This is a genomic window from Streptomyces sp. NPDC048171, assembly GCF_043202655.1.
Classification (GTDB): domain Bacteria; phylum Actinomycetota; class Actinomycetes; order Streptomycetales; family Streptomycetaceae; genus Streptomyces.
In genome coordinates, this window is sequence record NZ_JBIDAU010000004.1 from 441,233 (window position 1) to 463,869 (window position 22,637).

The window sequence follows — 22,637 nt, forward strand, 5'->3', positions numbered from 1 at the left end:
CTCACGACGAGGAGTTGCCGAGGGTGAAGGAAAGTCGCGAGGTGTCCGGTCCGGCCAGCCTGGCCGGACCACCGCCGCAGCGCCCCTTGGCCACGTTGACGCGAGCGCCGCTGGCGAGGAGCAGTTCGCGGGTCACCGGCACCTCGCTGCTGGTGACCTCCTTGTACCGAGCGACCGTGTAGGACTCCAGCCAGTCCGAGCGCATCGACGCGGGCGCGGAACACACGTCGCCGCGAGCCGTCGCCCGGCACGCGTAGTCGCCATGGGGACGGCCCTTGCGCGCGGCGAAGTACATGCGCCCATCACACCCCGAGCAGTGGGCGACCGCAGTGAGCATGGCGTTCGTGGGGTTTCTGTGATGGTTGTGGCTCGAGCGGGCTCGCAGTAGTGTCTGCAGGCGGCCGAACTCGTCCTCCGTCAGCAACGGCGGACCGATCAGCACGGGTGCCCCCTCGCCGTCCCGCACGGTCTGTCCCTGGTGGATCCGGTGCCCTATGAGCGACGGACTGCGCAGCACCTTGGACAGGGTGCCGGACGTCCACCGGAACCGCTCGAAGTCGCGCCCGTGACGGCGGCCGCCCGTGGGGCGGCCCTGGAGCTGGGCATGACGGTCTCGTGGGACCGGTACGCAGGCGTCGTTGAGCCTTCGCGCGATCGCGATGAGGGACGACCCCGTTTCCACGTCCGCCACGATGGCGTGGACCACGGCGGCGGCTTCGGGGTCCGGGGCCAGGCACCAGCCGCTGCCGGACGGGTGGGGCGCTTTCCGGTAGCCGAACGGAACGAGGCCGCCCCCGTAGCGGCCGATCATGCGCAATGCGGCGTGACTGCTGGTCAGCCGGGCGGAAAGAGTCTCGGCCTCCTGCTCGGCGACCTTGGCCAGGTCCATGCATCGCTGGATGACCGCGTCGTCGGTCTGGGGTCGCACGACGATCGGACTGTCGTCGCCCTGTCCGCCGAATACGAGTGTCCGCGTGTGCCGTCGGGCCCAGGCGAGGAGTTCGGCCATGTGCGCCAAGGACCGTACCGCTCGGTCGACGTGTGACCAGACGATGGCGTCGTACTCCGTGGGATGGCGCAGCCAGATCGACAGTGACGGCCGTTCGAACGGGGACTTGCTGCGGGCCGATACGCCGAGGTCCGCCGTCTCGGCCACGATGGTCAAGCCGAGCCGCTGTGCGCACCGGTGGATCGTGGCGCGCTGTCGGTCTGGTGCTGTGGTCACCTCCGTGAGCTGGCTGATGCGCAGCACACCGAGCGCTCTGGTCTGTTGGGGCGCGGTTGCGGCGATCGAGCCTTGAGGGGACGGTCCGTGGCTACGCTGGGGCATGTCGGCGCTCCTGGGGAGTGTCGGCCGTACCCCGGGGCTGGTCGCACAGCCGCCGGGGCCTTTCGATCTCACTGTCGGAGCGGGAACTGACTTGCGTTACCAGTTTCCTGATAAGTGACCCGATGGGGTGAACGGGTCAGGAAGGTTCCGCCCGCTTCCGGGTCCGTCGGTCCAGGGCCAGGGAGAGTTCTGCCTCCACCACGCTGCGGGCCAGGGGGCGCAGGCGGTGGAGGTCCTGTTCGGGGGCGTGGCGGAGGATCAAGGCGGTGAAGAGTTCGGCGAGGGCGTCGGCGTGTTCGCGGACGCGGGCGCCGGCCTGGAGGACCTCGGCGAGCGGTATGCCCTCGCGGACCAGGGCCGAGGAGACCTCCAGCAGGCTGTGGCTGATGTGGACGAGTTCGTCGCCGTCGGTGCCCAGGTAGCCGAGGTCCATCGCGGCGGCGAGGTTCTCGGGGGTGACCTCGCCCTCGAAGCGGGCGGCGAGTTCCTCGGGGGTGAGGCGGACCGGGGTCTCCTCGGTGGGCTCGCCGAGGCCGAGCAGGTCGCCGACGTCGCGGCCGTGGTCGAAGGCGTCGGCGAGTTCCGCGATGCCGTTCAGGGTGTGGCCGCGTTCCAGGAGCGCCGCGATGGTGCGCAGGCGGGCGAGGTGATGGTCGTCGTACCAGGCTATGCGGCCTTCGCGGCGGGGCGGCGGGATCAGTTTGCGTTCGCGGTAGAAGCGCAGGGTGCGCACCGTGATGCCGGCCAGCCCGGCCAGTTCCTCCATGCGGTATTCACGCTTCTCGGTCACGTCACCGACCTTAAGTCGTACCGCCGGTAACTTTCCTTCGCGTGACCCCTACCCATGAGTACGGAGCTGTTCTACTCTCCCATTGCGCCAGTGTTCACTGGCATGGTTCCAGACGGTCCAGGCTAAGCGTGGAGGCTCCGGGATGGCCGAGCACGAGCAGGTTCAGGAACACGTACGGGTGGCGGTGATCGGGTCCGGCTTCGGTGGCCTCGGGGCCGCCGTGCGGCTGCGGCGCGAAGGGATCACGGACTTCGTCGTGCTGGAGCGGGCGGGGAGCGTCGGAGGGACCTGGCGCGACAACAGTTATCCCGGCTGCGCCTGCGACGTGCCGTCCCACCTGTACTCCTTCTCCTTCGCGCCCAACCCCGAGTGGCCGCGCACCTTCTCCGGGCAGGAGCACATCCGCGCCTACCTGGAGCACGTCACCGACACCTTCGGGCTCCGTCCCCACCTCCGCTTCGACTCGGAGGTGAAGCGGATGGCGTGGGACGGCGAGGAGCTGCGGTGGGAGATCGAGACGGCGAGCGGGAACCTCACCGCCGACGTCGTCGTGTCCGCGACCGGACCGCTGTCCGACCCCAAGGTCCCGGACATCCCGGGGCTCGACTCCTTCCCGGGCAAGGTCTTCCACTCCGCCCGCTGGGACCACGACCACGACCTCACCGGCAAGCGCGTCGCCATGATCGGCACCGGCGCCTCCGCCATCCAGATCGTGCCGGCCGTCCAGCCGAAGGCCGGTCGCCTCACCCTCTTCCAGCGCACCCCGGCCTGGGTGATGCCCCGCATGGACCGGGCGATCAGCGGCGTCGAGCGCGCCCTGCACAGGGCGGTGCCCGCCACCACCAAGGTGCGGCGCGGGCTGCTGTGGGGCATCCGGGAACTCCAGGTGCAGGCCTTCACCAAGCACCCCGACGAACTGGGCTTCATCGAGCGGATCGCCAAGCGCAACATGGGCGCCGCGATCAAGGACCCGGAGCTGCGCGCCAAGCTCACCCCCGACTACCGCATCGGCTGCAAGCGGATCCTGCTGTCGAGCAGCTACTACCCGGCGCTCGCCCAGCCCAATGTCGACGTCGTCGCCGCCGGGCTCAGCGAGGTGCGCGGGTCCACCCTCGTCGGCGCCGACGGCACCGAGACCGAGGCCGACGTGATCATCTTCGGCACCGGCTTCCATGTCACCGACATGCCCATCGCCGAGCGGGTCGTGGGCGCGGACGGGCGGACCCTCGCCGAGACCTGGAAGGGCGGCATGGAGGCGCTGCGCGGTGCCTCGGCCGCGGGCTTCCCCAACTTCATGACGGTCATCGGGCCCAACACCGGCCTGGGGAACTCGTCCATGATCCTGATGATCGAGTCCCAGCTGAACTACATGGCCGACTACCTGCGCCAGATCGACGTCCTCGGCGGCCGCACCGCCCTCGACGCCCGTCCGGCCGCCGTGCGGAACTGGAACCACCGGGTGCAGGAGCGGATGAAGCGCACCGTGTGGAACACCGGCGGCTGCACCAGCTGGTACCTGGACGCGAGCGGCCGCAACACCACCGTCTGGCCCGGTACGACCGCCGAGTTCCGGCGGGCGACACGGCGCGTGGACCTCGCGGAGTACGAGGTGCTGCGCGCGCCCGCCGCCCGGCCCGCCGCCGACGCCGAGCCGGCCGCGGAGGTGAGCGCGTGAGCCGCCTGCTGCGTGACGCCGACGGCCGGTACGCCCCGCCCGTCCCCGCCCGCGAACTGACCGTCACCGCCGCCGACGGCGCCCGGATCCACGTGGAGGTGCACGGCCCCGAGGGGGCGCCCGCGGTCGTGCTGGCGCACGGCTGGTGCTGCTCGACCTCCTTCTGGGCGGCGCAGGTCCGCGAACTGGCCGCAGACCACCGGGTCGCCGCCTACGACCAGCGCGGCCACGGCCGCAGCCCGGCGAACCCGGCGTACGGCACCGAGCCGCTCGCCGACGACCTGGAGGCCGTCCTGGAGGCGACGCTCGCGCCGGGTGAACGGGCGGTGGTCGCCGGGCACTCGATGGGCGGGATGACGGTGATGGCCGCGGCGACCAGGTCCGCGGTGCGCGAGCACGTGGCGGCCGTTCTGCTGTGCAGCACGGGCAGTTCGCGGCTGGTGGCGTCCGCCACCGTGGTGCCGCTCGGGGAGGGCCGGGTGCGCACCTGGCTGACCCGGCGGATCCTCGGCTCCCGGGCGCCGCTCGGGCCGGTCACGCCCCTCGCCCGGCGGATCCTCAGGTACGGGACGATGGGGCCCGGTTCGGGCCCGGACATGATCGAGGCCTGTGCCCGCATCGTGCACGCCTGTCCGCGCCGGGTCCGGCACGGCTGGTCGCGGGTGCTCGACCTGCTCGATCTCGACCACGGTGTACGGGAGTTGCGGATGCCGGTGGAGGTCGTGGTCGGTACCGCCGACCGGCTGACCCCGCCCGTGCAGGCCCGGTCGCTGGCCGCCGCGCTGCCCAACTGCGTGGGCCTGACGGAGCTGCGGGGGGTCGGCCACATGACGCCGGTGGAGGCGCCGGAGCTGGTCACCGGCAAGATACGGGCGCTCGCCGCCGCCCACATAACCAGCGCACGCAGCGAGCGTGCCGTACACGCCGAGGAGAGCGCATGAGCAGGGTGAGCCTGGAAGGGCGGGTCGCCGTCGTCACCGGAGCGGCGCGGGGTGTCGGGGAACTGCTGGCCCGCAAGCTGTCCGCGCGCGGCGTGAAGGTGGCGCTGGTGGGGCTGGAGCCCGACGCGCTGAAGCAGGTCTCCGCCCGGCTGCACAGCGAGAGCGAGCACTGGCACGCCGACGTGACCGACCACGAGGCGATGGCCCGGGTCGCGGCCGAGGTCAAGGAGCGCTTCGGCCGGATCGACATCGTCGTCGCCAACGCGGGTGTGGCCAGCGGCGGTCCCTTCGTCGACTCCGACCCGGAGTCCTGGCGGCGGGTGATCGAGGTCAACCTGATCGGGTCGGCGGTGACGGGCCGCGCCTTCCTGCCGGCGCTGCTGGAGAGCCGTGGCTACCTGCTCCAGATAGCCTCGCTGGCCGCGATCACGCCCGCACCGATGATGTCCGCGTACTGCGCGTCCAAGTCCGGTGTGGAGGCGTACGCGCACAGCCTGCGCGGCGAGGTCGGGCACCGCGGTGTGAAGGTCGGCGTCGGCTACCTCTCGTGGACCGACACGGACATGGTGCGCGGCGCCGACCAGGACGACGTCATGCGCGAGTTGCGGCAGCGGCTGCCCTGGCCCTCGAACAAGACGTATCCGCTGGGCCCGGCGGTCGACCGGCTCGTGGAGGGCATCGAGCGCCGTTCCGCGCACGTCTACGGGCAGTGGTGGCTGCGCGGCATGCAGGGCATGCGCGGCTACCTGCCGTCCCTCGTCGGGACCGTCGGGCAGCGCGAGATGCGGCGGTTCGGGGACCGGCTGAACGGGGTCCGGATGGGCCTGGTCGGCGCCGGCGGAGCGGCCGACGAACAGGGCCGGTCAGGTGTGACTACGGTCCGTAAGTGATCGACATGCGCAGGGTCACGGCTCGTGTGAATCTGATCGAGCGCCCGGCCGAAGCGGTCGGGCCCGATCACCACAGGAGTGAACCCACATGGGTATGAAGGACCAGTTCCAGGACAAGGCCGAGCGCATGCAGCAGCAGGGCAAGCAGCGGGCCGAGCAGGCGAAGGACCAGATCCAGAACCGCGACCGCCGTCGCGACGAGGACGAGATGGACCCGTCCTCGCGCCGCCGCGAAGCGGAGGACCGCTTCGAGCAGCACCGCGACAACGCCTGATCCGTCGCCGCTGAGGTGAAGGGGCGCCCCCCGTTCTACGGGAGGCGCCCTTTCTCATGCCCGGGCGGACATGTCCGGGTGGCCATGTCCCGGCGGCCATGTCCGGGCGGCCGGGCCGCGGTTCTCACTCCCGGGGCGGCAGCGGCGGGCGGGATCGGTCCGGTACGTCCGCGTAACCGGGCGGCTGCGCGGGCGGGTTGATCTCCAGCAGCTCCAACGCCAGCCGCACCGCCTCGTCAAGGACCGGGTAGCGGCCCTCGGCCCAGTCCAGGGGCGTGCGCAGCGCCTCGACGTCGGGGGCGACGCCGTAGTTCTCCACGGACCAGCCGTACGCGTCGAACCAGGCCGCGTTCATCGGCACCGTGATCACCGTGCCGTCGCCGAGGCGGTGCCGGCCGGTCATGCCGACCACGCCGCCCCAGGTGCGCTGCCCGACGACCGGGCCGATGCGCAGCAGCTTGAACGCGGCGGTGATCATGTCGCCGTCGGAGGACGTGGCCTCGTCGGCGACCGCGACGACCGGGCCGCGCGGCGCGGTGGAGGCGTACGACACCGGCTGGGCGTCGCGGGTGAGGTCCCAGCCCAGGATGGTGCGGGTGAGCTTCTCGACGACGAGTTCGCTGATGTGCCCGCCGGCGTTGCCCCGCACGTCCACGATCAGCGCGGGCCGGGACACCTCCATGCGCAGGTCGCGGTTGAACTGGGCCCAGCCGGAGCCGCCCATGTCGGGGATGTGCAGGTAGCCGCACCGTCCGCCGCTCAACTCGCGGACCACCTCGCGGCGTTTGGCCACCCAGTCCTGGTAGCGCAGCTGGCGTTCGTCGGCCAGCGGTACGACGGCGACCCGGCGGGTGGGCCCCTCGGTGTCCCCGGCCGGCGCGAAGGTCAGCTCCACCGTCGTACCGCCCGCTCCCGCCAGCAGCGGATACGGGCCGGCCGCCGGGTCCACCGGGCGGCCGTCCACGTGGGTCAGCACGGCACCCTCGCGGATGCCCGTGCCGGCCAGCGGGGAGCGGGCCCTGGAGTCGGAGGAGTCACCGGGCAGGATGCGCTTGACCACCCAGTGGCCGTCCCGGCAGACGAAGTTGGCGCCGAGCAGGCCCTGCCGGCGCTGGTAGTGGGCCGGGCCCTCGTTGCGCCGGGCGGCGGCGACGTAGGCGTGGGAGGTGCCGAGTTCGCCGAGCACCTCGCGCAGCAGGTCGGCGAACTCGTCCGGGGAGGCGACCCGTTCGACCAGTGGACGGTACTGGTCGAGGACGGCGTCCCAGTCGATGCCGCACATGCCGGGGTCCCAGAAGTAGGCGCGGGTCAGGCGGCCCGCCTCGTCGTAGGCCTGGCGCCACTCGGCGGGCGGGTCGACCACGTGCAGGATGCGGCGGAGGTCGATCCAGGTGGTCGAGTCGCTGTCGCCGGCCTCGGTGGCGGGCACCGCGCGCAGGTCGCCCTCGTCGAGCACGACCAGGCGGGTGCCGTCGCCGCTGACCCGGAACCAGTCGAGGTGGTCGACCAGTTCGGACTTCTTCGCCTTGGCCAGGCCGAAGTGCTCCAGGGTGGGCCGCTCGCTGGGGTCGGCCGGGTTGGCGAAGGTCTCGCCGAGCGCGCCCGAGATCGGCCAGCGCAGCCAGACCAGGCCGCCCCCGGCGACCGGTTGCAGCGCCGAGTACTTGGAGGCGGTGACCGGGAAGGGGGTCACCCGGCTCGCCAGGCCCTCGACCTCGACGGTGACCGCGCCGCCCTCGCCGGGTTCGTCCTCCAGGGGGTCCAGACCGCCTGCGGCGGGGCGGCCCTCGGGGTTGAGGGCGAAGGGGGAGGGGGTCGCGGAGGACAGAGGGACCAGGTAGGGGCGGCAGCCCAGCGGGAAGGAGAGGTCGCCGGTGTGCACGTCGTACACCGGGTCGAAGCCGCGCCAGGAGAGGAAGGCGAGGTAGCGGCCGTCCCGGGTGAAGACGGGGTTCTCGTCCTCGAAGCGTCCGTCGGTCACGTCGACGACCAGCGGGTCGTGCCCGTTCTGCCCGTTGATCCGGGCCATCTTGATCTGGCTCAGCGAGCGTCCGATGCCCGGGTGGGACCAGGTGAGCCAGCTCCCGTCGGGGGAGAAGGCGAGGTCGGTCACGGGGCCGTTGACGGACCGGATCAGCTCGGTGACGCGGCCTCCGGCGGTACCGGAGCTGCCGGCGTCCCCCGCCGGACCGGCACCGCTCTCCGGGGCACCGGCTTCCGCCGGTGCGCCGGCCGCGACGGAGCCGTCGGCTCCCGCCGGGCCGCCGGCTCCTGCCGGGCTGCCGGCTCCTGCCGGGCCGCCGGTTCCCTCCGGGCCGTCGGGCGGAGCAGAGCCGTCGTTCCCGACCGCCCCCTCGGCCTCACCCGCCCCTTCGTCCCCGACCGCCCCTTCGGCCCGCGTCGTGTCCTCCGCAGGGCTCCCCACACCCCGCGCGTCCAGCGCCCCCGCGTCCTCCTCCGCGACGTCGAGCAGCAGCAGCCGGCCGTCGTGGGAGGCGACGGCGAGGCGTTCGCCCGCCGGGTCCGAGGCCAGTTCCAGGATCCGGCCGAGCCCTCCGGTGGCCGCCCGCCGCTCCGCACGGCCCCCGGTCGCCCGGGGCAGGTGGGCGATCTCCACGGCGTCCTCGCCCGCCGCGTCCGTGACGTACGCGATCCGGCCGCTCTCGCCGAGCATCTCCGGCAGCCGCACCCGTACGCCCGGGGTGTCGGCGAGGGTGCGGGCGGGGCCGTCGCGGTGGGTGAGCCAGTACAGGCTGCCCCGTACGACGACGGCGCTCGCGCGGCCCGTCTCGTCGACGGAGATGCCGCCCACGTTCTGGGCGGCGGGCACCTGGTACGTACGCCGTCCCGCGCGCGGCCCGCTGAGGCGCACGTCGAGCCGGCGCGGCCCCGAGCCGGACGCGAGGTCGTCCACGATCCACAGGTCGCCCGCGCACTGGTACACCACCCGGGTGCCGTCGCTCGCGGCGTTGCGGGCGTAGAAGGCGTCGTGGTCGGTGTGGCGGCGCAGGCCGGTGCCGTCGTGGGCGCAGGAGTAGAGGTTGCCGACGCCCTCGTGGTCGGAGAGGAAGGCGATCCGGTCGCCGACGAACATGGGGGCGGCCAGGTGTCCGCCGAGGTCGGGCAGGAGCCGCTCCCCGTGCAGCCAGAGCCGGCCCGTGGCGCCGCCCCGGTAGCGCTTCCAGGCGGCGGGTTCGTGCGGCGGGGTGCCGGTGAGCAGCAGGGTCCGGCGTTCCCCGTCGAGGTCGGCGGCCTGGATGTCGGTGACCGGGCCCCAGGGCAGTTTGCGGCCGGGGTCGCCGTCGGGGCCGACCTTGTAGGCCCAGGTGAGGTGGGAGAAGGGCTCGCCGTGCGAGGCGACGGCGAGGACGGCGGTGGTGCCGTCGGGATCGGGCGGAGACCAGCCGCAGACCCGGGTGTCGAAGCCGCCCCAGTGGGTGAGCTGCCGGCCGGGGCCGCCGTCCACCGGCACCAGGTGGACCTCCGGCACCAGGCTGCGCCAGCTGGTGTACGCGATCTGCCGGCCGTCGGGCGAGAAACGCGGGTGGCCGGCCTTGGTGCGGTCGACGGTGAGCCGCCAGGCGCGGCCCGGACCGTCGAGGGGCGCGAGCCAGAGGTCGTCCTCTGCCACGAAGCAGAGCTGGTCGCCACTGAGGTGCGGAAGGCGCAGATAGCTCACCCACCCCATGCTTTTCCGGGCTCCGGGTACCGGCAACTTATGGCGAGCCGACAACCGTGACCCAGAACACGAACGAAACCGTTTCGTTTCGCTAGTGGGCGGGGTACATTCATGGTGTACGAAACGGTGTCGTTCTGACAGAGTGGACTGGAGGGGAGTGAGCGAGATGACCGGGGCAACCACCGCGCGTCGCAGTCGGATCACTCCCGAGCGCGAGGCCGAGCTGTACGAGGCCGTGCTCGACCTGCTCCGGGAAGTCGGGTACGACGCCCTGACCATGGACGCCGTCGCGTCCCGTACGCGGTCCAGCAAGGCGACGCTCTACCGCCAGTGGGGCGGCAAGGCCGAGCTGGTCGTCAAGGCCATCCGGCACAACAAGCCCGGCGAGATCGGCGACGTCGACACCGGCTCGCTCCGCGGCGACCTGCACGCCGTGATGGCCCACGAGGACGACTGCACCATGGAGCAGAACTCCGCGCTGATGCGCGGCGTCGCCATGGCGCTGCACCAGAATCCGGACCTGCGACAGGCGTTCCGGGACCAGCTGGTCGAACCCGAGATGGCGGAGTTCCGGCGAGTGCTGCAACGCGCCGTCGACCGCGGCGAGATAAGACCGGACTGTCCGGCTCTGGACTTCCTCGTCCACATGATGGTGGGCGGCTTCGCCACCCGCACGCTGCTGGACGACCAGCCGCCGACCCGGGCCTTCCTCGCCTCCTACATCGACGCCGTGATCCTCCCCGCACTCGGCGTCGCCACCACTGACACGTCTGACACGTCCCTGTAGCCGAACCCTCGGCTGCCCCTGCTGAGCCCCATCTGACGTCACCGCTCACGTCGTCGGGCCGTTCACCCCTGCCCCGAAGTTCCCACGACCTGACCGGGAGTACGCCCCCGTGGCCACGTTCCTCTACAAACTCGGCCGGCTCGCCTTCCGCCGACGGCACTTCGTCGCCCTGATCTGGGTGGCCCTGCTGACGCTCGCCGGCGTCGGCGCGGCCAGCGCCCCGCCCGCCGGCACCACGTCCTTCTCCATCCCCGGAACCGAGGCCCAGAAGGCCTTCGACCTGCTCGAACAGCGCTTCCCCGGCCAGAGCGCCGACGGGGCGACGGCACGCGTCGTCTTCAAGGCACCCTCCGGCGAGAAGATGTCGGACGCCGGGAACAAGGCGACCGTCGAGAAGACCGTCGACGAGCTGAAGGACGGCTCCGAGGTCGCCTCGGTCGCCGACCCGTACACCGGCAAGGCCGTCAGCAAGGACGGCACCATCGCCTACGCGTCGGTGCGCTACGACGTCTCCGGCATGGAGTTGGAGGAGTCCACCAAGCACGCCCTGGAGGACGCCGCCGAGCAGGCGCGCGACGCCGGGCTGACCGTCGAGGTCGGCGGCGACGCGCTCCAGGCGGTGCCCGAGACCGGCGCCACCGAGATCATCGGCATCGCGGTCGCCGCGGTCGTCCTGGTCATCACCTTCGGCTCGCTGGTCGCGGCCGGACTGCCCCTGCTCACCGCCCTGATCGGCGTGGGTATCGGCGTCTCCTCGATCACCGCCCTCGCCAGCGCGCTGGAGCTGGGCTCGACCACGTCCATCCTGGCGATGATGATCGGCCTCGCGGTCGGCATCGACTACGCCCTGTTCATCGTCTCCCGCTACCGCGCCGAACTCGCCGAGGGGCGTGAGCGCGAGGACGCGGCGGGCCGGGCGGTCGGCACCGCGGGCTCCGCGGTCGTCTTCGCCGGCCTCACCGTCGTCATCGCCCTGGTGGGCCTGGCGGTCGTCAACATCCCGATGCTCACCAAGATGGGCGTCGCGGCGGCCGGCACCGTCGCCATCGCGGTCCTGATCGCGCTGACGATGATCCCCGCACTGCTCGGCTACGCCGGACGCCGGGTCAAGCCGGCCGGCGCGAAGGGCAGGCTCCTGGGCCGTCGCCGGGGCGGTGCGAAGACCGAGCCGACGAAGGAGGCCGAACCGGCCAAGGCCAACCTGGGCACCCGCTGGGCGAGTTTCGTCGTCCGCCGGCCCCTGGCCGTCCTCCTCCTCGGCGTGATAGGCCTCGGCGCCGCCGCCATCCCCGCCTCCGACCTGGAACTCGGCCTGCCCGACGACGGCTCCCAGCCGACGTCCACGACCCAGCGCCGCGCCTACGACCTGCTCTCCGAGGGCTTCGGCCCCGGCTTCAACGGCCCCCTGATGGTCGTGGTCGACGCCAAGGCCAGCGACGCCCCCAAGGACGCCTTCACCCAGGTCTCCGACGAGATCAAGGGCCTCGACGGTGTCGTGGCGGTGACCCCGCCCGCCCCCAACAAGGGCGGCGACACGGCGACGATCAGCGTGATCCCGGACTCCAAGCCGTCCTCCGTGCAGACCGAGGACCTGGTGCACGCCATCCGCGACGCGGGCGGCGACATCAAGGCGGACACCGGCGCGCAGACCCTGGTCACCGGCTCGACCGCGATGAACATCGACGTCAGCGAGAAGCTGAACGACGCGCTGCTGCCGTACCTGGTCCTCGTCGTCGGCCTGGCCTTCCTGCTGCTGATCGTGGTGTTCCGCTCGATCCTGGTCCCGCTGAAGGCGGCGCTCGGCTTCCTGCTCTCGGTCATGGCGGCGCTCGGCGCGGTCGTCGCGGTCTTCCAGTGGGGCTGGCTGTCCGGCCTGATGGGCGTCGAGGAGACCGGCCCGGTCATGTCGATGATGCCGATCTTCATGGTCGGCGTGGTCTTCGGCCTGGCCATGGACTACGAGGTCTTCCTGGTCACCCGCATGCGTGAGGCGTACGTCCACGGGGAGAAGCCCAGCCAGGCGGTCGTCACCGGCTTCAAGCACGGAGCCAGGGTCGTCACCGCGGCCGCGGTCATCATGATGGCGGTCTTCGCGGGCTTCATCGGCTCCAGCGAGTCGATGGTCAAGATGATCGGCTTCGGCCTGGCGATCGCCGTCTTCTTCGACGCCTTCGTCGTCCGCATGGCCCTCGTCCCGGCGGTGCTCGCGCTGCTCGGCAAGAAGGCCTGGTGGCTGCCGAAGTGGCTGGACCGCGCCCTGCCCAACGTGGACGTCGAGGGCGAGGGACTGCGCACGGCCGACGAGCGGGGCTCCGGCCCCGACGAGGACCGGGAACTGGTGCGCACCTGACCCGCCACCTCTGACAGGAGGACAGAAAGACCAGCCGGTGAGGGCTCCGTGGGGACGGGGCTGCCCTCACCGGCTTCCTCCTTTACAGGCCCGTACGGGGCCCGCCGAGGGCGCCGCGGAACCAGGTCGCATGCCGGCTACACGGACCGCTACCGTGCCGTCCATGACCACCACCGACGACGCCTCCGCGGCCTCCGCCGCCCACCCCCGCTTCGCCGAGGCCCTGAACGGACTCGGCCTCGGCGACCTGGCCGCACGCGCCCGGCGCTTCCCCGAGGCCACGCGGACCGCCACCGAGGCCGCCGCCGCGATCGGGTGCGAGCTGAGCCAGATCTGCAAGTCCCTCATCTTCGCCGCCGACGGCGTGCCCGTCCTGGTCCTCATGGACGGCGCCTCCCGCGTCGACCTGGAGCGCGTCCGGGAGGAACTCGGCGCGCAGAAGGTCACCCGGGCCAGGGCCGACGTCGTACGGGAGACCACCGGATACGCGATCGGCGGCGTTCCGCCCTTCGGGCACCGCAACCCGACCCGCGTCCTGGCCGACCGTTCGCTCCTCGCCCACGAGGTCGTCTGGGCCGCCGCCGGCACCCCCTACGCCGTGTTCCCGATGGCGCCCAAGGACCTCGTCACCACCGCCGGCGCCGCCCTCGTGGACGTGCGCGAGCGCTCCGCGTGACCCCTCTGGTCACCGGCGCCGTCCTGCTCGCCGCCGTCACGCACGCCGGCTGGAACGCCATCGCCCACCGGATCACGGACAAGCTCACCGGCTTCGCGCTGATCTCCGGCGGCGGGATGCTCATCGGCCTCGCGCTGCTGCCGTTCACGGCGTTCCCGAGGGCCGCGGCCTGGCCGTACCTGCTGGTCTCGGCCGCCCTCCACATCGCCTACTACGCGCTGCTGATGCGGTCCTTCCGGCTCGGCGACTTCGGCCAGGCCTACCCGATCGCCCGCGGCACCGCGCCCCTGCTGGTCACCGTCCTCGCCGCCGTCTTCGCCCACGAGGTGCCGGACCGCTGGGCGAGCGCCGGGGTCCTGCTGGCCTGCGCCGGACTGACCGGCGTCGCCCTGTGGGGGCTGCGCGGACGCCGGCCCGACTGGGCGGCGATCGGCGCGGCCCTCGCCACCGGCGTGAGCATCGCGGCGTACACGGTGGTCGACGGGCTCGGCGTCCGCGCCTCCGGGTCCTCCCTCGGGTACGTCGCCTGGCTGATGGCGGTGCAGGGGACGGTCCTCCCCGCCTACTTCCTCCTCCGCCACCGCGCCGGTGCCTGGGCGCTGCTGCGGCCCCGGGCCGCACTGGGACTGGTCGGCGCGGTGCTCTCCGTCGGCGCCTACGCACTCGTCCTGTGGGCGCAGACACGCGCCGAACTCGCGCCGATCGCCGCCCTGCGCGAGTCCTCGATCCTGGTCGGCGCGGCCATCGGCGCCCTCTTCTTCAAGGAGCGGTTCGGGGCGCCCCGGATCGCGGCCGCGGGGCTCCTGGTCGTCGGGATCGGGCTGATGCTGCACACCGGATGAGCCGCGCCGCACGCGTCACGCGGGATGAGCGCGAGCGGCCGGCATGGTGCGCGCGGCGGCCGTGAGGAGCACCCTGGAAGCAGGTCTTCCGGAGGTGATCCTCATGATGCACACCGCAGTGGGATGGCACGTCGAGATGGAGTTCATGGAGGACGACCAGCACACGCGGGCGGTCGCGATGGTGCGGCTCCCCGACGGCACCGAGGTCCGCGCGCACGGCCACGCCAGCCGGCACCGGATCGACAGCCAGCAGCCACGGGTCGGTGAGGAGGTCGCGGGCGCCCGCGCTTTGAACGAGCTGGCCATGCAGCTGCTCACCAAGGCGCACGACGAGATCGACGCGGCGTCGGGGCGGACGTCACACCCCATTCACGTCTGAGGGGTGCCCACGTCCGAGCCGGTCCGCCGCAGCGACTCCCGTACCGCCCGCACCAGCGCCTGCGCCCGCGGGTCCGCCGTCACCGTCTTGCGGAAGCCGTTGGTGACGTAGCCGAAGGCGACGCCGGCCTCCGGGTCGGCGAAGCCGAGGGCGCCGCCGCGGCCCGGGTGGCCGAAGGAGCCGGGGGACAGGAGCGGCGAGGCGCTGCCGTGCAGCATGTAGCCGAGGCCGAAGCGGGTGCCCACGACCAGCACCCGGTCCGGCCCGGCGGACTCCTCGGCCCGGGCCCGCTCCGTGGTCGCCGGGTCGAACAGCCGCACCCGCCGGGTCACCCCGTCCACGTCGCCGATCAGCGCGGCGTAGAAGCGGGCCAGCCCGTCGGCGGTCGCGATGCCGTTGGTCGCCGGGAGGGCGGCCGCGCGGTAGGCCGGGTCGTTCTGGTCCGGGAAGGGCGTGATCGCGGCGAAGGCACGGCGGGTGAGCGAGCCGGGGTCCGCGTAGGCCTCGGTGACGGCGCGCTTGGGGCGCAGCCGCGGGCCGTTCCCGGACGGCCCCGGGTCGGGATCCGCCAGCCGCCCGACCCGTCCGGCCCGGCCCGCCGCCTCCTCCGCGGCCGGCAGCCCCACCCACAGGTCCAGCTCCAGCGGCCGGGCGATCTCGTCCGCGATCCACTCCCCGGCGCCCCGTCCGCCCGTCACCCGCCGGACCAGCTCGTCCAGCAGCCAGCCGTAGGTCAGCGCGTGGTAGCCGTGGTCGGTGCCCGGCTCCCAGACGGGCGCCTGGGCGGCGACGGCCCGCGGGCCGCGCAGCGGGTCGAGCGCGTCCTCGGCGCCGAGCGGACGGTCCAGGACCGGCAGCCCCGCCCGGTGGTTCAGCACATGCCGGACCAGCACACGCTCCTTGCCGTGCGCCTTGAACTCGGGCCAGTACTCGCCCACCGGCGCGTCCAGGTCCAGCTCCCCGCGCTGGTGCAGCAGGAGCGGTACGGCGGCGGCGACGCCCTTGGTCGCCGAGCGCACGACCTGGGCGGTGCCCCGGCGCCAGGGTTCGGTGCCGTCGACGTCGCGGGTGCCGCCCCACAGGTCGACGACCTTGCGCCCGTCCCGGTAGACGGCGACCGCCGCGCCCCGGTCGCCGAGCGCCGCGAAGTTGCCCGCGAACGCGTCCCTCACCGGCTCGAAGCCCTCGGCCACTGTGCCGTGCACGTCCACGCCCACCTCTGTACGTCCCTTCCGTTCGCCCGCGACAGTCGGTGCAACCGCCACCGACCGTCCGTGATTCCTCAGCCGCCCGTCGACACGGACCGCGGGTCGAAGCCGAAGGGCAGTTCCAGCCGGTGGGCGCGCATCAGCGCCTCGTCGGAGAGCAGGCCCGCGGTCGGGCCGTCCGCCGCGATCACGCCGTCGCTGAGGATCAGGGCGCGGGGGCACAGCTCCAGCGCGTACGGGAGGTCGTGGGTGACCATGAGGACGGTGACGTCCAGGGAGCGCAGGATGTCGGCCAGTTCGCGGCGGGAGGCCGGGTCGAGGTTGGAGGACGGCTCGTCCAGGACCAGGATCTCGGGCTCCATGGCGAGCACCGTCGCCACCGCCACCCGGCGCCGCTGCCCGAAGGACAGGTGGTGCGGGGGCCGGTCCTTGAACTCCGCCATGCCGACCAGCGCCAGCGCCCGGTCCACGCACGCCTCGAGCTCCGGCCCCTTCACCCCGGCCGCCGCCGGTCCGAACGCCACGTCCTCGCGCACGGTCGGCATGAAGAGCTGGTCGTCGGGGTCCTGGAAGACGATGCCGACCCGGCGCCTGATCTGCGCCATGTTCGGCTTGTCCACGGGCAGCCCGGCGACGGTGACCGTGCCGGCGCCGCCGGTCAGGATGCCGTTGAGGTGCAGGACCAGGGTCGTCTTGCCCGCGCCGTTCGGCCCGAGCAGTGCGACCCGCTCGCCGCGGGCGACGGAGAAGTCGACGCCGAACAGGGCCTGGTGCCCGTCGGGGTAGGCGTAGGCGAGGCCGGAGACGTCCAGGGAAGCGGTCACAGGGTCCATCCCAGCAGACAGACGACGAGCGCCGCACCCGGGAGGGCCAGCGCGTACGACCACTGCGCCCGGGACGCGGTCACCTCGTCGATGACCGGCATGGAGCCGGCGTAGCCGCGGCTGACCATGGCCAGGTGGACGCGCTCGCCGCGTTCGTAGGAGCGGATGAAGAGCGCGCCCGCCGACTTGGCGAGCACGCCCCAGTGCCGGACGCCGCTCGCCTCGAAGCCGCGCGACTCCCGGGCGATCCGCATCCGCCGCATCTCGTCCGCGATCACGTCCCCGTACCGGATCATGAAGGTCGCGATCTGCACCAGCAGCGGGGGCAGCCGCAGCCGCTGGAGGCCGAGCAGCAGGGAGCGCAGCTCGGTGGTGGAGGCGAGCAGCACGGAGGCGGCGACGCCCAGGGTGCCCTTGGCCAGCACGTTCCAGGCGCCCCAGAGGCCGTTCACGCTCAGCGACATGCCGAGCACCTCGACCCGCTCGCCCTCCGCCACGAACGGCATCAGCACCGCGAACGCGACGAACGGCACCTCGATCAGCAGCCGTTTGAGCAGGAAGCCCGCCGGGACGCGGGCCGCGTACGCCACCGCGGCGAGCAGCAGCGCGTAGAGGCCGAAGGCCCACATCGCCTCGCGGGGCGTCGACACGACGACGACCACGAAGGCGAACGTGGCGGCGAGCTTGGTGTGCGGGGGCAGACCGTGCACGGGGGAGTTCCCGGGCCGGTAGAGCCGGTGGGCGTGGCCGGCGCCCATGTCAGACGGTGGTGTCCGTGCTCGTCGGCGAGGCGTCGTCGCTGCGGCGCCTGCGCACCGCCCAGAACACCGCGCTGCCGGCGACGACCGTGACACCGACGCCGATCACGCCCGCGAGGCCGCCGGAGACACGGGCGTTCGCGATGTCCTCGACGCCGTAGTCGGCGAGCGGGGAGTCGGCGTTCGCGTGCTCCTCGGTCTTCTCGTCGATGCCCTTGTCGGCGGCGACCTTCTCCAGGCCGTCGGGGTTGGCGGAGGCGTAGAAGCTGACGAACCCGGCGAGGACGAGGGAGGTGACCAGGCCGGTGATCCACACCTTGCGGTGCGAGCGTGCGGCGGGGACGGGAGCCGGCTCCGCGTCGGGGGCGTCGACCAGTTCGCCGTTCACGCGCAGCTTGAGCCGCTGCTGGAGCCCGCGCGCCCCGTACACCAGGTCGGGGCGTACGGCGATGACGGCGCCGACGGTCAGCGCGGTGATCGCGGCCTCGCCGATGCCGATCAGCACGTGCACGCCGATCATCGCGGTGGCGACCTTGCCGATGGCGATGTCGGTGGTGCCGCCGATCCAGTACAGGAAGGTGAAGGCGAGGGCGGCGGCCGGCACCGAGACCAGGGCGGCGACGAAGGAGGCGACGGTGACCGAGCGGCGGGTGCGCGGCAGGACCTTCACCAGCCCCCGGAAGAGGGCGTAGGCGACGACCGTGGTGACGATCGCCATGTCCGTGATGTTCACGCCGAGCGCGGTCAGCCCGCCGTCGGCGAAGAGGATGCCCTGCATGAGCAGGACGACGGAGACACACAGGACGCCCGTGTAGGGGCCCACCAGGATCGCGGCGAGGGCACCGCCCAGCAGATGTCCGCTGGTGCCCGCCGCGACGGGGAAGTTCAGCATCTGCACCGCGAAGATGAACGCCGCGACCAGCCCGGCCAGCGGCGCCGTCCGCTCGTCCAGCTCCCGGCGCGCGCCGCGCAGGCTGACCGCCACGGCGCCGGCGGCGACCACTCCGGTGACCGCGGAGGTCGGGGCGTTGATGAAACCGTCAGGTACATGCACGGTTCGATGATAGGGACCAGTTGCGAGCGGTTCGCAAGAGCGAGGTAAAGGCTGATCTCACATGTGATATTCGGCCCGGAGGGCGTGAACGGGGAAATATGGGACATTGGAGTGGGGGTGGACGCACAGCTTTCGCACAGGTGGCAGAGCGTAAGGGGCATCCGATGTCCGTAGTCGAGCAGTACGCACGAGCCCACATCCTCACGGACGCGGACCTCCCCGGCCAGGACGACGGCGGAGCGATACCCGTCGTCCTGCGCTACGACCCCGACCGCGACCCGCGATCCGTGACGGTCGCGCTGCCCCCGCGGGGCCGCGCCCCCGGTGTCCGGGAGTGGACCTTCCCCCGCGACCTGCTGGAACAGGGCCTGCGTGCGCCCACCGGGACCGGCGAGGTGCGGGTGTGGCCGTGCGGCCGGGTGCAGGCCGTCGTCGAGTTCCACTCCCCGCAGGGCTGCTCGGTGGTCCAGTTCGAGACCAAGCCGCTCATCCGCTTCCTGCGCCGCACCTACACCGCCGCGGCACAGCCGGTGGCCCACTGAGCCACCGGCCGCGGGTCCGGACCGGGCCGGCCGGTCAGCCGCCGGCCTTCAGCAGCGCCGCCACCAGCGGACCCGCCGTCTCGCCGCCGTGGCCGCCCTGCTGGACCACGCCCGCCGCGGCCACGTCGCCCCGGTACGCGGTGAACCAGCCGTTGGGCTGCTTCTGGCCGTCGACCTCCGCCGAGCCGGTCTTCGCGCCGACGTCACCGCTCACCCCGGCCATCGCCTCCGCCGCGGTGCCGTACGCCGCCGTGTAGGACATCAGCTCGCGCAGCTGCGCCAGCGTCCCGGCCGACATGGTGCGGGAGGCGGTGGCGAGTGCCCGTCCGTCGACCGAGGGGGCGACCAGGTAGGGCTGGTGGAAGCTGCCCGCCTTCACGGTCGCCGACACCGACGCCATGTTCAGCGGGTTCATCCGCACCCCGCCCTGCCCGATCAGGGAGGCGCCCATCTGGGCGTCGCTCTGCACCGGGACCGAACCGTCGAAGGTGGACACACCGACGGACCAGTTGTTCATCGACAGGCCGAACACCTCCTTGGCCTGGCGGGTCAGGTCGTCGTCCTTCAGCTTCGGGGCCTGGCTGATGAAGGCGGTGTTGCAGGAGCGGGCGAAGCTCGCCTTGAACGTGCCGTCCTTGATCTCGAACTTGTCGTCGTTCTGGAACTTCCAGCCGCCGTAGCTGAAGTACTTCGGGCACGGGTGCTTCTTGTCCATCGACGCCAGGTTCTTCTCGATGAGCATCGAGGCCGTGACGACCTTCATCGTGGAGCCCGGGGCGAGGGAGCCCTGGAAGGCGGTGTTGAAGCCGTGGCTGCCGTTGGCGAGCGCGAGGACCTCGCCGGTGGAGGCGCGCAGCGCGACCACCGACGCGCGCTCCTTACCCTCCACCTGCTTCTCGGCGGCGGCCTGGAGTGCGGGGTCCAGGGTGGTCTTCACGGTGCCCGGGGTCCCCTTGCTCAGCTCCAGGAGGGTCTTGTCGGCGGCCTTCGCCGCCTTCGACTCCTTGCCGCGGACCACGCGCAGTTCGATGCCGGGGGTGCCGCCGGCCTTGTCGCCGTACTTCTCGCGCAGGCTGTCCAGGACGCTGCCGAGGGAGGGGTACTTCGCGGTGGTGATCTCCGCGCCGTCCCGGTCCAGTGCCTTGACGGGCGGGTCCCCGGCCTCGCCGGTGACCAGCCTGTCGCCGTCCTTCAGCTCCGGGTGGACGACGGCGGCGTGCCAGTCGACGCGGGGTTCGCCGTCGCCGGCCCGGCGCACGACGGTCAGCGCGCTGTCGTACGCCAGTGGCGCGGTCGTCTTCCCGTGGGCGACCGTGCCCTTCACGGAGAACGGGACCTTCTCCCCGGCCGGGGTGCCCGCGGTGAGGGTGACGTCCTTGATCCGGGCGTCCTTGGCATAGCCGGTGAGCAGGGCCTTCGCGGCCGCCGCGTCGTCCGTCGCGGCGGCGGCGCCGGCCGTGTCGCCCTTCTGCCACGCGGTCAGGAACCCCTGCGCCGTCGAGGTGATCTCGGCCGCCGTCAGGGGGCCCGACTTCACCTCGTCGGCCGCCGCGGACTTCGTCCTGGCGTCGTCCTCGGCGCCGGACTCGCCGCCGAACATCGCGTAGGCGCCGAACCCGGCACCGGCCACGACCACCGCGGCCACCCCACCGATCACGGCGGGTGCCGTCCTGCGCCGCTCGCCGGCGCCCCTTCTGCTGCTCACTGCGTCCCGTCCTCTTCGGCGCCCGGATCCCGGGCCGCTCGGTGCCCTCGTTGCCTCATGCTTCCAACGACCCGACCACAGTAGGCGCATACACCGTGGCCGTTGCCCTCAGCCGCCCGCTCGTAGCACGTCCGCGACAATCGGGCCGGCCGCGTCGCCGCCGTGGCCGCCCTCCTCGGTCATCGCCGCCGCCGCGACGTCGTCGCGGAAGCCGGTGAACCAACTGTTGGACGTGGTCTGCCCGTCGACCTCGGCCGACCCGGTCTTCGCGCCGATGTCCCCGCCGAGACCGGCCATCGCCGGCCGGCCGGTGCCCTGGGTGGCGGTGAGCCGCATCATCTGCTTGAGCTGGGCCGCGGTGCTCTGCGGCAGGCCCTTGGCGGTGGCGAACTCACGGTCGTCCAGGTCGCGGGAGACCAGGTAGGGCTGGCGGAACTCGCCGGTGACGGCGGTCGCCGTCACCGAGGCCATGTTCAGCGGGTTCATCTGGACCTCGCCCTGGCCGATGGCGTTGGCCGCGCGGTCCGGGCCGCCGGACGCGGGGACCCGGCCGTCGAAGGAGACGATGCCGGTCTGCCAGTCGTCCCCGCCCAGACCGAAGCGCTCCTGGGCCTCCTGGGTCAGCGAGGAGTCCGAGAGCGGGTCCTCGTCGACGAGCTTGATGAAGCCCGTGTTGCAGGACCGCATGAAGGTGTTGGCGAGCGTGGCGCCCTCGTTCGGCTCCATGCCGGTCAGGTTCTTGAAGGTCTGGCTCTGCCAGGTCGCCGTGTCGGGGCAGGGGGCGGGTTCGTTCATCGAGGTCACGCCGTTGTCGATGAGCATCGCGGCGGTGATGATCTTCATGGTGGAGCCGGGGGCGACGCGTCCCTGGAAGGCCGCGTTGAAGCCGTCCGCGCGGTTGTTGGCCACGGCCAGCACCTCGCCGGTGCTGGGCCTGACCGCGACCACGGACGACTCGCCGTACCGCTTCACGGCCTTCTCGGCCGCCGCCTGCACGCCCGCGCTGAGCGTCGTGCGCAGCTTGCCGGGCTCGCCCTTGCTGAGCGTCAGCAACGGGGAGTCGGGGGCGTCCTGGGCGGTGTGCCGGACCGCCAGCTCGACGCCCGGGGTGCCGCCCGCATCGGCGCCGTACCGCTCCCGGAGCGTGGCCAGGACCGGTCCCAGCGACGGGTACTTCTCCTTCGTCAGCACCTCGCCGTCCCGCCCGACGGCCTCGATCTGAGGGGTCGCCGACTCCTCGGTGACCAGCGTGTCCCCGTCCTTCAGCGAGGGGTGGACGACGGACGGCCGCCAGTCCACCAGCGCCCGCCCGCTGGTCTCACCCCGCACGACCTTCAGTGAGCTCCGGTACGTCAGCGGCTTCGTCGTGCCCTCGTACGACACCTTCGCCTTCACGGTGAACGGCACGGACGCGCCGGTCGCGGCGGAGGGCGTGATCTCGACGCCGGAGATGTGCGCCTCCTCGCCGTAGGCCGCCAGCAGCGCCGTGGCGACCGAGGCGTTGTTCGTGTGCGACGCCGCCGTCGCCGCGTCGCCCTTCTCCCACGCCGCGAAGAACTTCCCGGCCGTCTCCTCGACCTCGTCCCCGCTGGGCGGCCCGCTCTTGACCGACGCCCCGGCGGCGCCGGTCCCCCCGCCCCCGTCCAGCGCCGAGACAACGTTGTACACGCCGTACCCGGCCCCGCCGACCATCACCGCGAACACGCCGCCTATGACGGCGGCCTTCACCCCCCTGCCCATGGGCAGTCCCCTCCCCGTCTCCCCGTCCGAGCTTCCGCGCGCAGACTTGAACGCGTTCAGAAGCACTTGTGGGTCGCACTCTATGTGCAGGGCGTGACCGGCGGTACGAAAGTTTCCGGATGGTGGCCGAATGGAGATGAGGCGTGCTCAGATCCGGCCGTGGTCCCGGCCGTCCGGACGCCCGGCGAACTCG

19 protein-coding genes are annotated in these 22,637 nt (G+C 72.6%); 10 read left to right on the plus strand and 9 right to left on the minus strand.

The window, feature by feature from the left end; all coding sequences use genetic code 11:
* Position 1: 1 nt before the first annotated feature.
* Both ACGF3J_RS13660 and ACGF3J_RS13665 read right to left on the minus strand, forming a co-directional pair.
* Positions 2–1,330 carry a recombinase family protein gene (locus ACGF3J_RS13660; RefSeq protein ID WP_161329266.1) on the minus strand — a complete coding sequence of 443 codons (1,329 nt, stop codon included), beginning with the start codon at positions 1,328–1,330 and terminating at the stop codon, positions 2–4.
* 136 nt (positions 1,331–1,466) lie between these two features.
* Positions 1,467–2,120 (minus strand): MerR family transcriptional regulator, encoded by a 654-nt coding sequence (locus ACGF3J_RS13665; RefSeq protein ID WP_161329265.1) that lies wholly within the window; start codon positions 2,118–2,120, stop codon positions 1,467–1,469.
* Between the two features lie 142 nt (positions 2,121–2,262).
* Here ACGF3J_RS13665 and ACGF3J_RS13670 point away from each other — a divergent pair, with 142 nt between their 5' ends.
* From ACGF3J_RS13670 to ACGF3J_RS13685, 4 genes are all read left to right on the plus strand, one after another.
* The gene (locus tag ACGF3J_RS13670; RefSeq protein ID WP_161329264.1) at positions 2,263–3,795 is read left to right on the plus strand and encodes an NAD(P)/FAD-dependent oxidoreductase; all 1,533 of its coding nucleotides are present in this window, start codon (positions 2,263–2,265) and stop codon (positions 3,793–3,795) included.
* A complete protein-coding gene (locus ACGF3J_RS13675; protein ID WP_393854155.1) occupies positions 3,792–4,736 on the plus strand; it encodes an alpha/beta fold hydrolase in 945 nt (314 codons plus the stop codon). The genes ACGF3J_RS13670 and ACGF3J_RS13675 overlap by 4 nt, the downstream gene beginning before the upstream one ends.
* Positions 4,733–5,626, plus strand: a complete 894-nt coding sequence (locus ACGF3J_RS13680) for an SDR family oxidoreductase (protein WP_122617505.1) — start codon at positions 4,733–4,735, stop codon at positions 5,624–5,626. Before ACGF3J_RS13675 ends, ACGF3J_RS13680 begins: the two co-directional genes overlap by 4 nt.
* 88 nt (positions 5,627–5,714) lie before the next feature.
* A complete protein-coding gene (locus ACGF3J_RS13685; RefSeq protein WP_125495759.1) occupies positions 5,715–5,900 on the plus strand; it encodes a hypothetical protein in 186 nt (61 codons plus the stop codon).
* Positions 5,901–6,024: 124 nt separating this feature from the next.
* Here the strand turns inward: ACGF3J_RS13685 and ACGF3J_RS13690 are convergent, their stop codons facing one another.
* Entirely contained in the window at positions 6,025–9,588 is a 3,564-nt protein-coding gene (locus ACGF3J_RS13690) for a S41 family peptidase (RefSeq protein WP_161329262.1), read from the minus strand.
* Positions 9,589–9,745: 157 nt separating this feature from the next.
* On the opposite strand from ACGF3J_RS13690, the gene ACGF3J_RS13695 reads away from it, so the two are divergent.
* From ACGF3J_RS13695 to ACGF3J_RS13715, 5 genes are all read left to right on the plus strand, one after another.
* Positions 9,746–10,366: a TetR/AcrR family transcriptional regulator gene (locus tag ACGF3J_RS13695; RefSeq protein WP_161329261.1), complete on the plus strand. Its 621-nt coding sequence runs from the start codon at positions 9,746–9,748 to the stop codon at positions 10,364–10,366.
* A gap of 109 nt (positions 10,367–10,475) precedes the next feature.
* Complete coding sequence (locus ACGF3J_RS13700; protein WP_161329260.1) at positions 10,476–12,716, plus strand: MMPL family transporter; 2,241 nt, start codon at positions 10,476–10,478, stop codon at positions 12,714–12,716.
* A 163-nt stretch (positions 12,717–12,879) separates the two neighbouring features.
* The gene (locus tag ACGF3J_RS13705) at positions 12,880–13,392 is read left to right on the plus strand and encodes a YbaK/EbsC family protein (RefSeq protein WP_161329259.1); all 513 of its coding nucleotides are present in this window, start codon (positions 12,880–12,882) and stop codon (positions 13,390–13,392) included.
* Complete coding sequence (locus tag ACGF3J_RS13710) at positions 13,389–14,234, plus strand: EamA family transporter (RefSeq protein ID WP_161329258.1); 846 nt, start codon at positions 13,389–13,391, stop codon at positions 14,232–14,234. The genes ACGF3J_RS13705 and ACGF3J_RS13710 overlap by 4 nt, the downstream gene beginning before the upstream one ends.
* 103 nt (positions 14,235–14,337) lie before the next feature.
* Positions 14,338–14,613 (plus strand): DUF1876 domain-containing protein, encoded by a 276-nt coding sequence (locus ACGF3J_RS13715; protein WP_125493354.1) that lies wholly within the window; start codon positions 14,338–14,340, stop codon positions 14,611–14,613.
* Here ACGF3J_RS13715 and ACGF3J_RS13720 read toward each other — a convergent pair.
* From ACGF3J_RS13720 to ACGF3J_RS13735, 4 genes are all read right to left on the minus strand, one after another.
* Positions 14,604–15,824, minus strand: a complete 1,221-nt coding sequence (locus tag ACGF3J_RS13720; protein ID WP_393854156.1) for a serine hydrolase domain-containing protein — start codon at positions 15,822–15,824, stop codon at positions 14,604–14,606. The two genes, ACGF3J_RS13715 and ACGF3J_RS13720, sit on opposite strands and share 10 nt — an antisense overlap.
* A 71-nt stretch (positions 15,825–15,895) precedes the next feature.
* A complete protein-coding gene (locus ACGF3J_RS13725) occupies positions 15,896–16,654 on the minus strand; it encodes an energy-coupling factor ABC transporter ATP-binding protein (RefSeq protein ID WP_161330693.1) in 759 nt (252 codons plus the stop codon).
* Positions 16,642–17,403 carry a cobalt ECF transporter T component CbiQ gene (cbiQ, locus tag ACGF3J_RS13730; RefSeq protein WP_161330695.1) on the minus strand — a complete coding sequence of 254 codons (762 nt, stop codon included), beginning with the start codon at positions 17,401–17,403 and terminating at the stop codon, positions 16,642–16,644. Before cbiQ ends, ACGF3J_RS13725 begins: the two co-directional genes overlap by 13 nt.
* Before the next feature lies 1 nt (position 17,404).
* Positions 17,405–18,457: an energy-coupling factor ABC transporter permease gene (locus tag ACGF3J_RS13735; protein ID WP_161330697.1), complete on the minus strand. Its 1,053-nt coding sequence runs from the start codon at positions 18,455–18,457 to the stop codon at positions 17,405–17,407.
* Between the two features lie 164 nt (positions 18,458–18,621).
* On the opposite strand from ACGF3J_RS13735, the gene ACGF3J_RS13740 reads away from it, so the two are divergent.
* Positions 18,622–18,999 (plus strand): SsgA family sporulation/cell division regulator, encoded by a 378-nt coding sequence (locus ACGF3J_RS13740; RefSeq protein WP_161330698.1) that lies wholly within the window; start codon positions 18,622–18,624, stop codon positions 18,997–18,999.
* 34 nt (positions 19,000–19,033) lie between these two features.
* Here the strand turns inward: ACGF3J_RS13740 and ACGF3J_RS13745 are convergent, their stop codons facing one another.
* On the minus strand, positions 19,034–20,704 hold the full coding sequence (locus tag ACGF3J_RS13745; RefSeq protein WP_346346213.1) for a penicillin-binding transpeptidase domain-containing protein: 1,671 nt from the start codon (positions 20,702–20,704) through the stop codon (positions 19,034–19,036).
* A gap of 108 nt (positions 20,705–20,812) precedes the next feature.
* Positions 20,813–22,444 carry a penicillin-binding transpeptidase domain-containing protein gene (locus ACGF3J_RS13750; protein WP_161330702.1) on the minus strand — a complete coding sequence of 544 codons (1,632 nt, stop codon included), beginning with the start codon at positions 22,442–22,444 and terminating at the stop codon, positions 20,813–20,815.
* Positions 22,445–22,637 lie beyond the last annotated feature (193 nt).

Bases quoted from the DNA above. Each gene is read 5' to 3' on its own strand.
- ACGF3J_RS13660 (WP_161329266.1), bottom strand. From the start codon at position 1,330: ATGCCCCAGCGTAGCCACGGACCGTCCCCTCAAGGCTCGATCGCCGCA.
- ACGF3J_RS13670 (WP_161329264.1), top strand. From the start codon at position 2,263: ATGGCCGAGCACGAGCAGGTTCAGGAACACGTACGGGTGGCGGTGATC.
- ACGF3J_RS13680 (WP_122617505.1), top strand. From the start codon at position 4,733: ATGAGCAGGGTGAGCCTGGAAGGGCGGGTCGCCGTCGTCACCGGAGCG.
- ACGF3J_RS13685 (WP_125495759.1), top strand. From the start codon at position 5,715: ATGGGTATGAAGGACCAGTTCCAGGACAAGGCCGAGCGCATGCAGCAG.
- ACGF3J_RS13690 (WP_161329262.1), bottom strand. From the start codon at position 9,588: ATGGGGTGGGTGAGCTATCTGCGCCTTCCGCACCTCAGTGGCGACCAG.
- ACGF3J_RS13695 (WP_161329261.1), top strand. From the start codon at position 9,746: ATGACCGGGGCAACCACCGCGCGTCGCAGTCGGATCACTCCCGAGCGC.
- ACGF3J_RS13705 (WP_161329259.1), top strand. From the start codon at position 12,880: ATGACCACCACCGACGACGCCTCCGCGGCCTCCGCCGCCCACCCCCGC.
- ACGF3J_RS13715 (WP_125493354.1), top strand. From the start codon at position 14,338: ATGATGCACACCGCAGTGGGATGGCACGTCGAGATGGAGTTCATGGAG.
- ACGF3J_RS13725 (WP_161330693.1), bottom strand. From the start codon at position 16,654: ATGGACCCTGTGACCGCTTCCCTGGACGTCTCCGGCCTCGCCTACGCC.
- cbiQ (WP_161330695.1), bottom strand. From the start codon at position 17,403: ATGGGCGCCGGCCACGCCCACCGGCTCTACCGGCCCGGGAACTCCCCC.
- ACGF3J_RS13740 (WP_161330698.1), top strand. From the start codon at position 18,622: ATGTCCGTAGTCGAGCAGTACGCACGAGCCCACATCCTCACGGACGCG.
- ACGF3J_RS13750 (WP_161330702.1), bottom strand. From the start codon at position 22,444: ATGGGCAGGGGGGTGAAGGCCGCCGTCATAGGCGGCGTGTTCGCGGTG.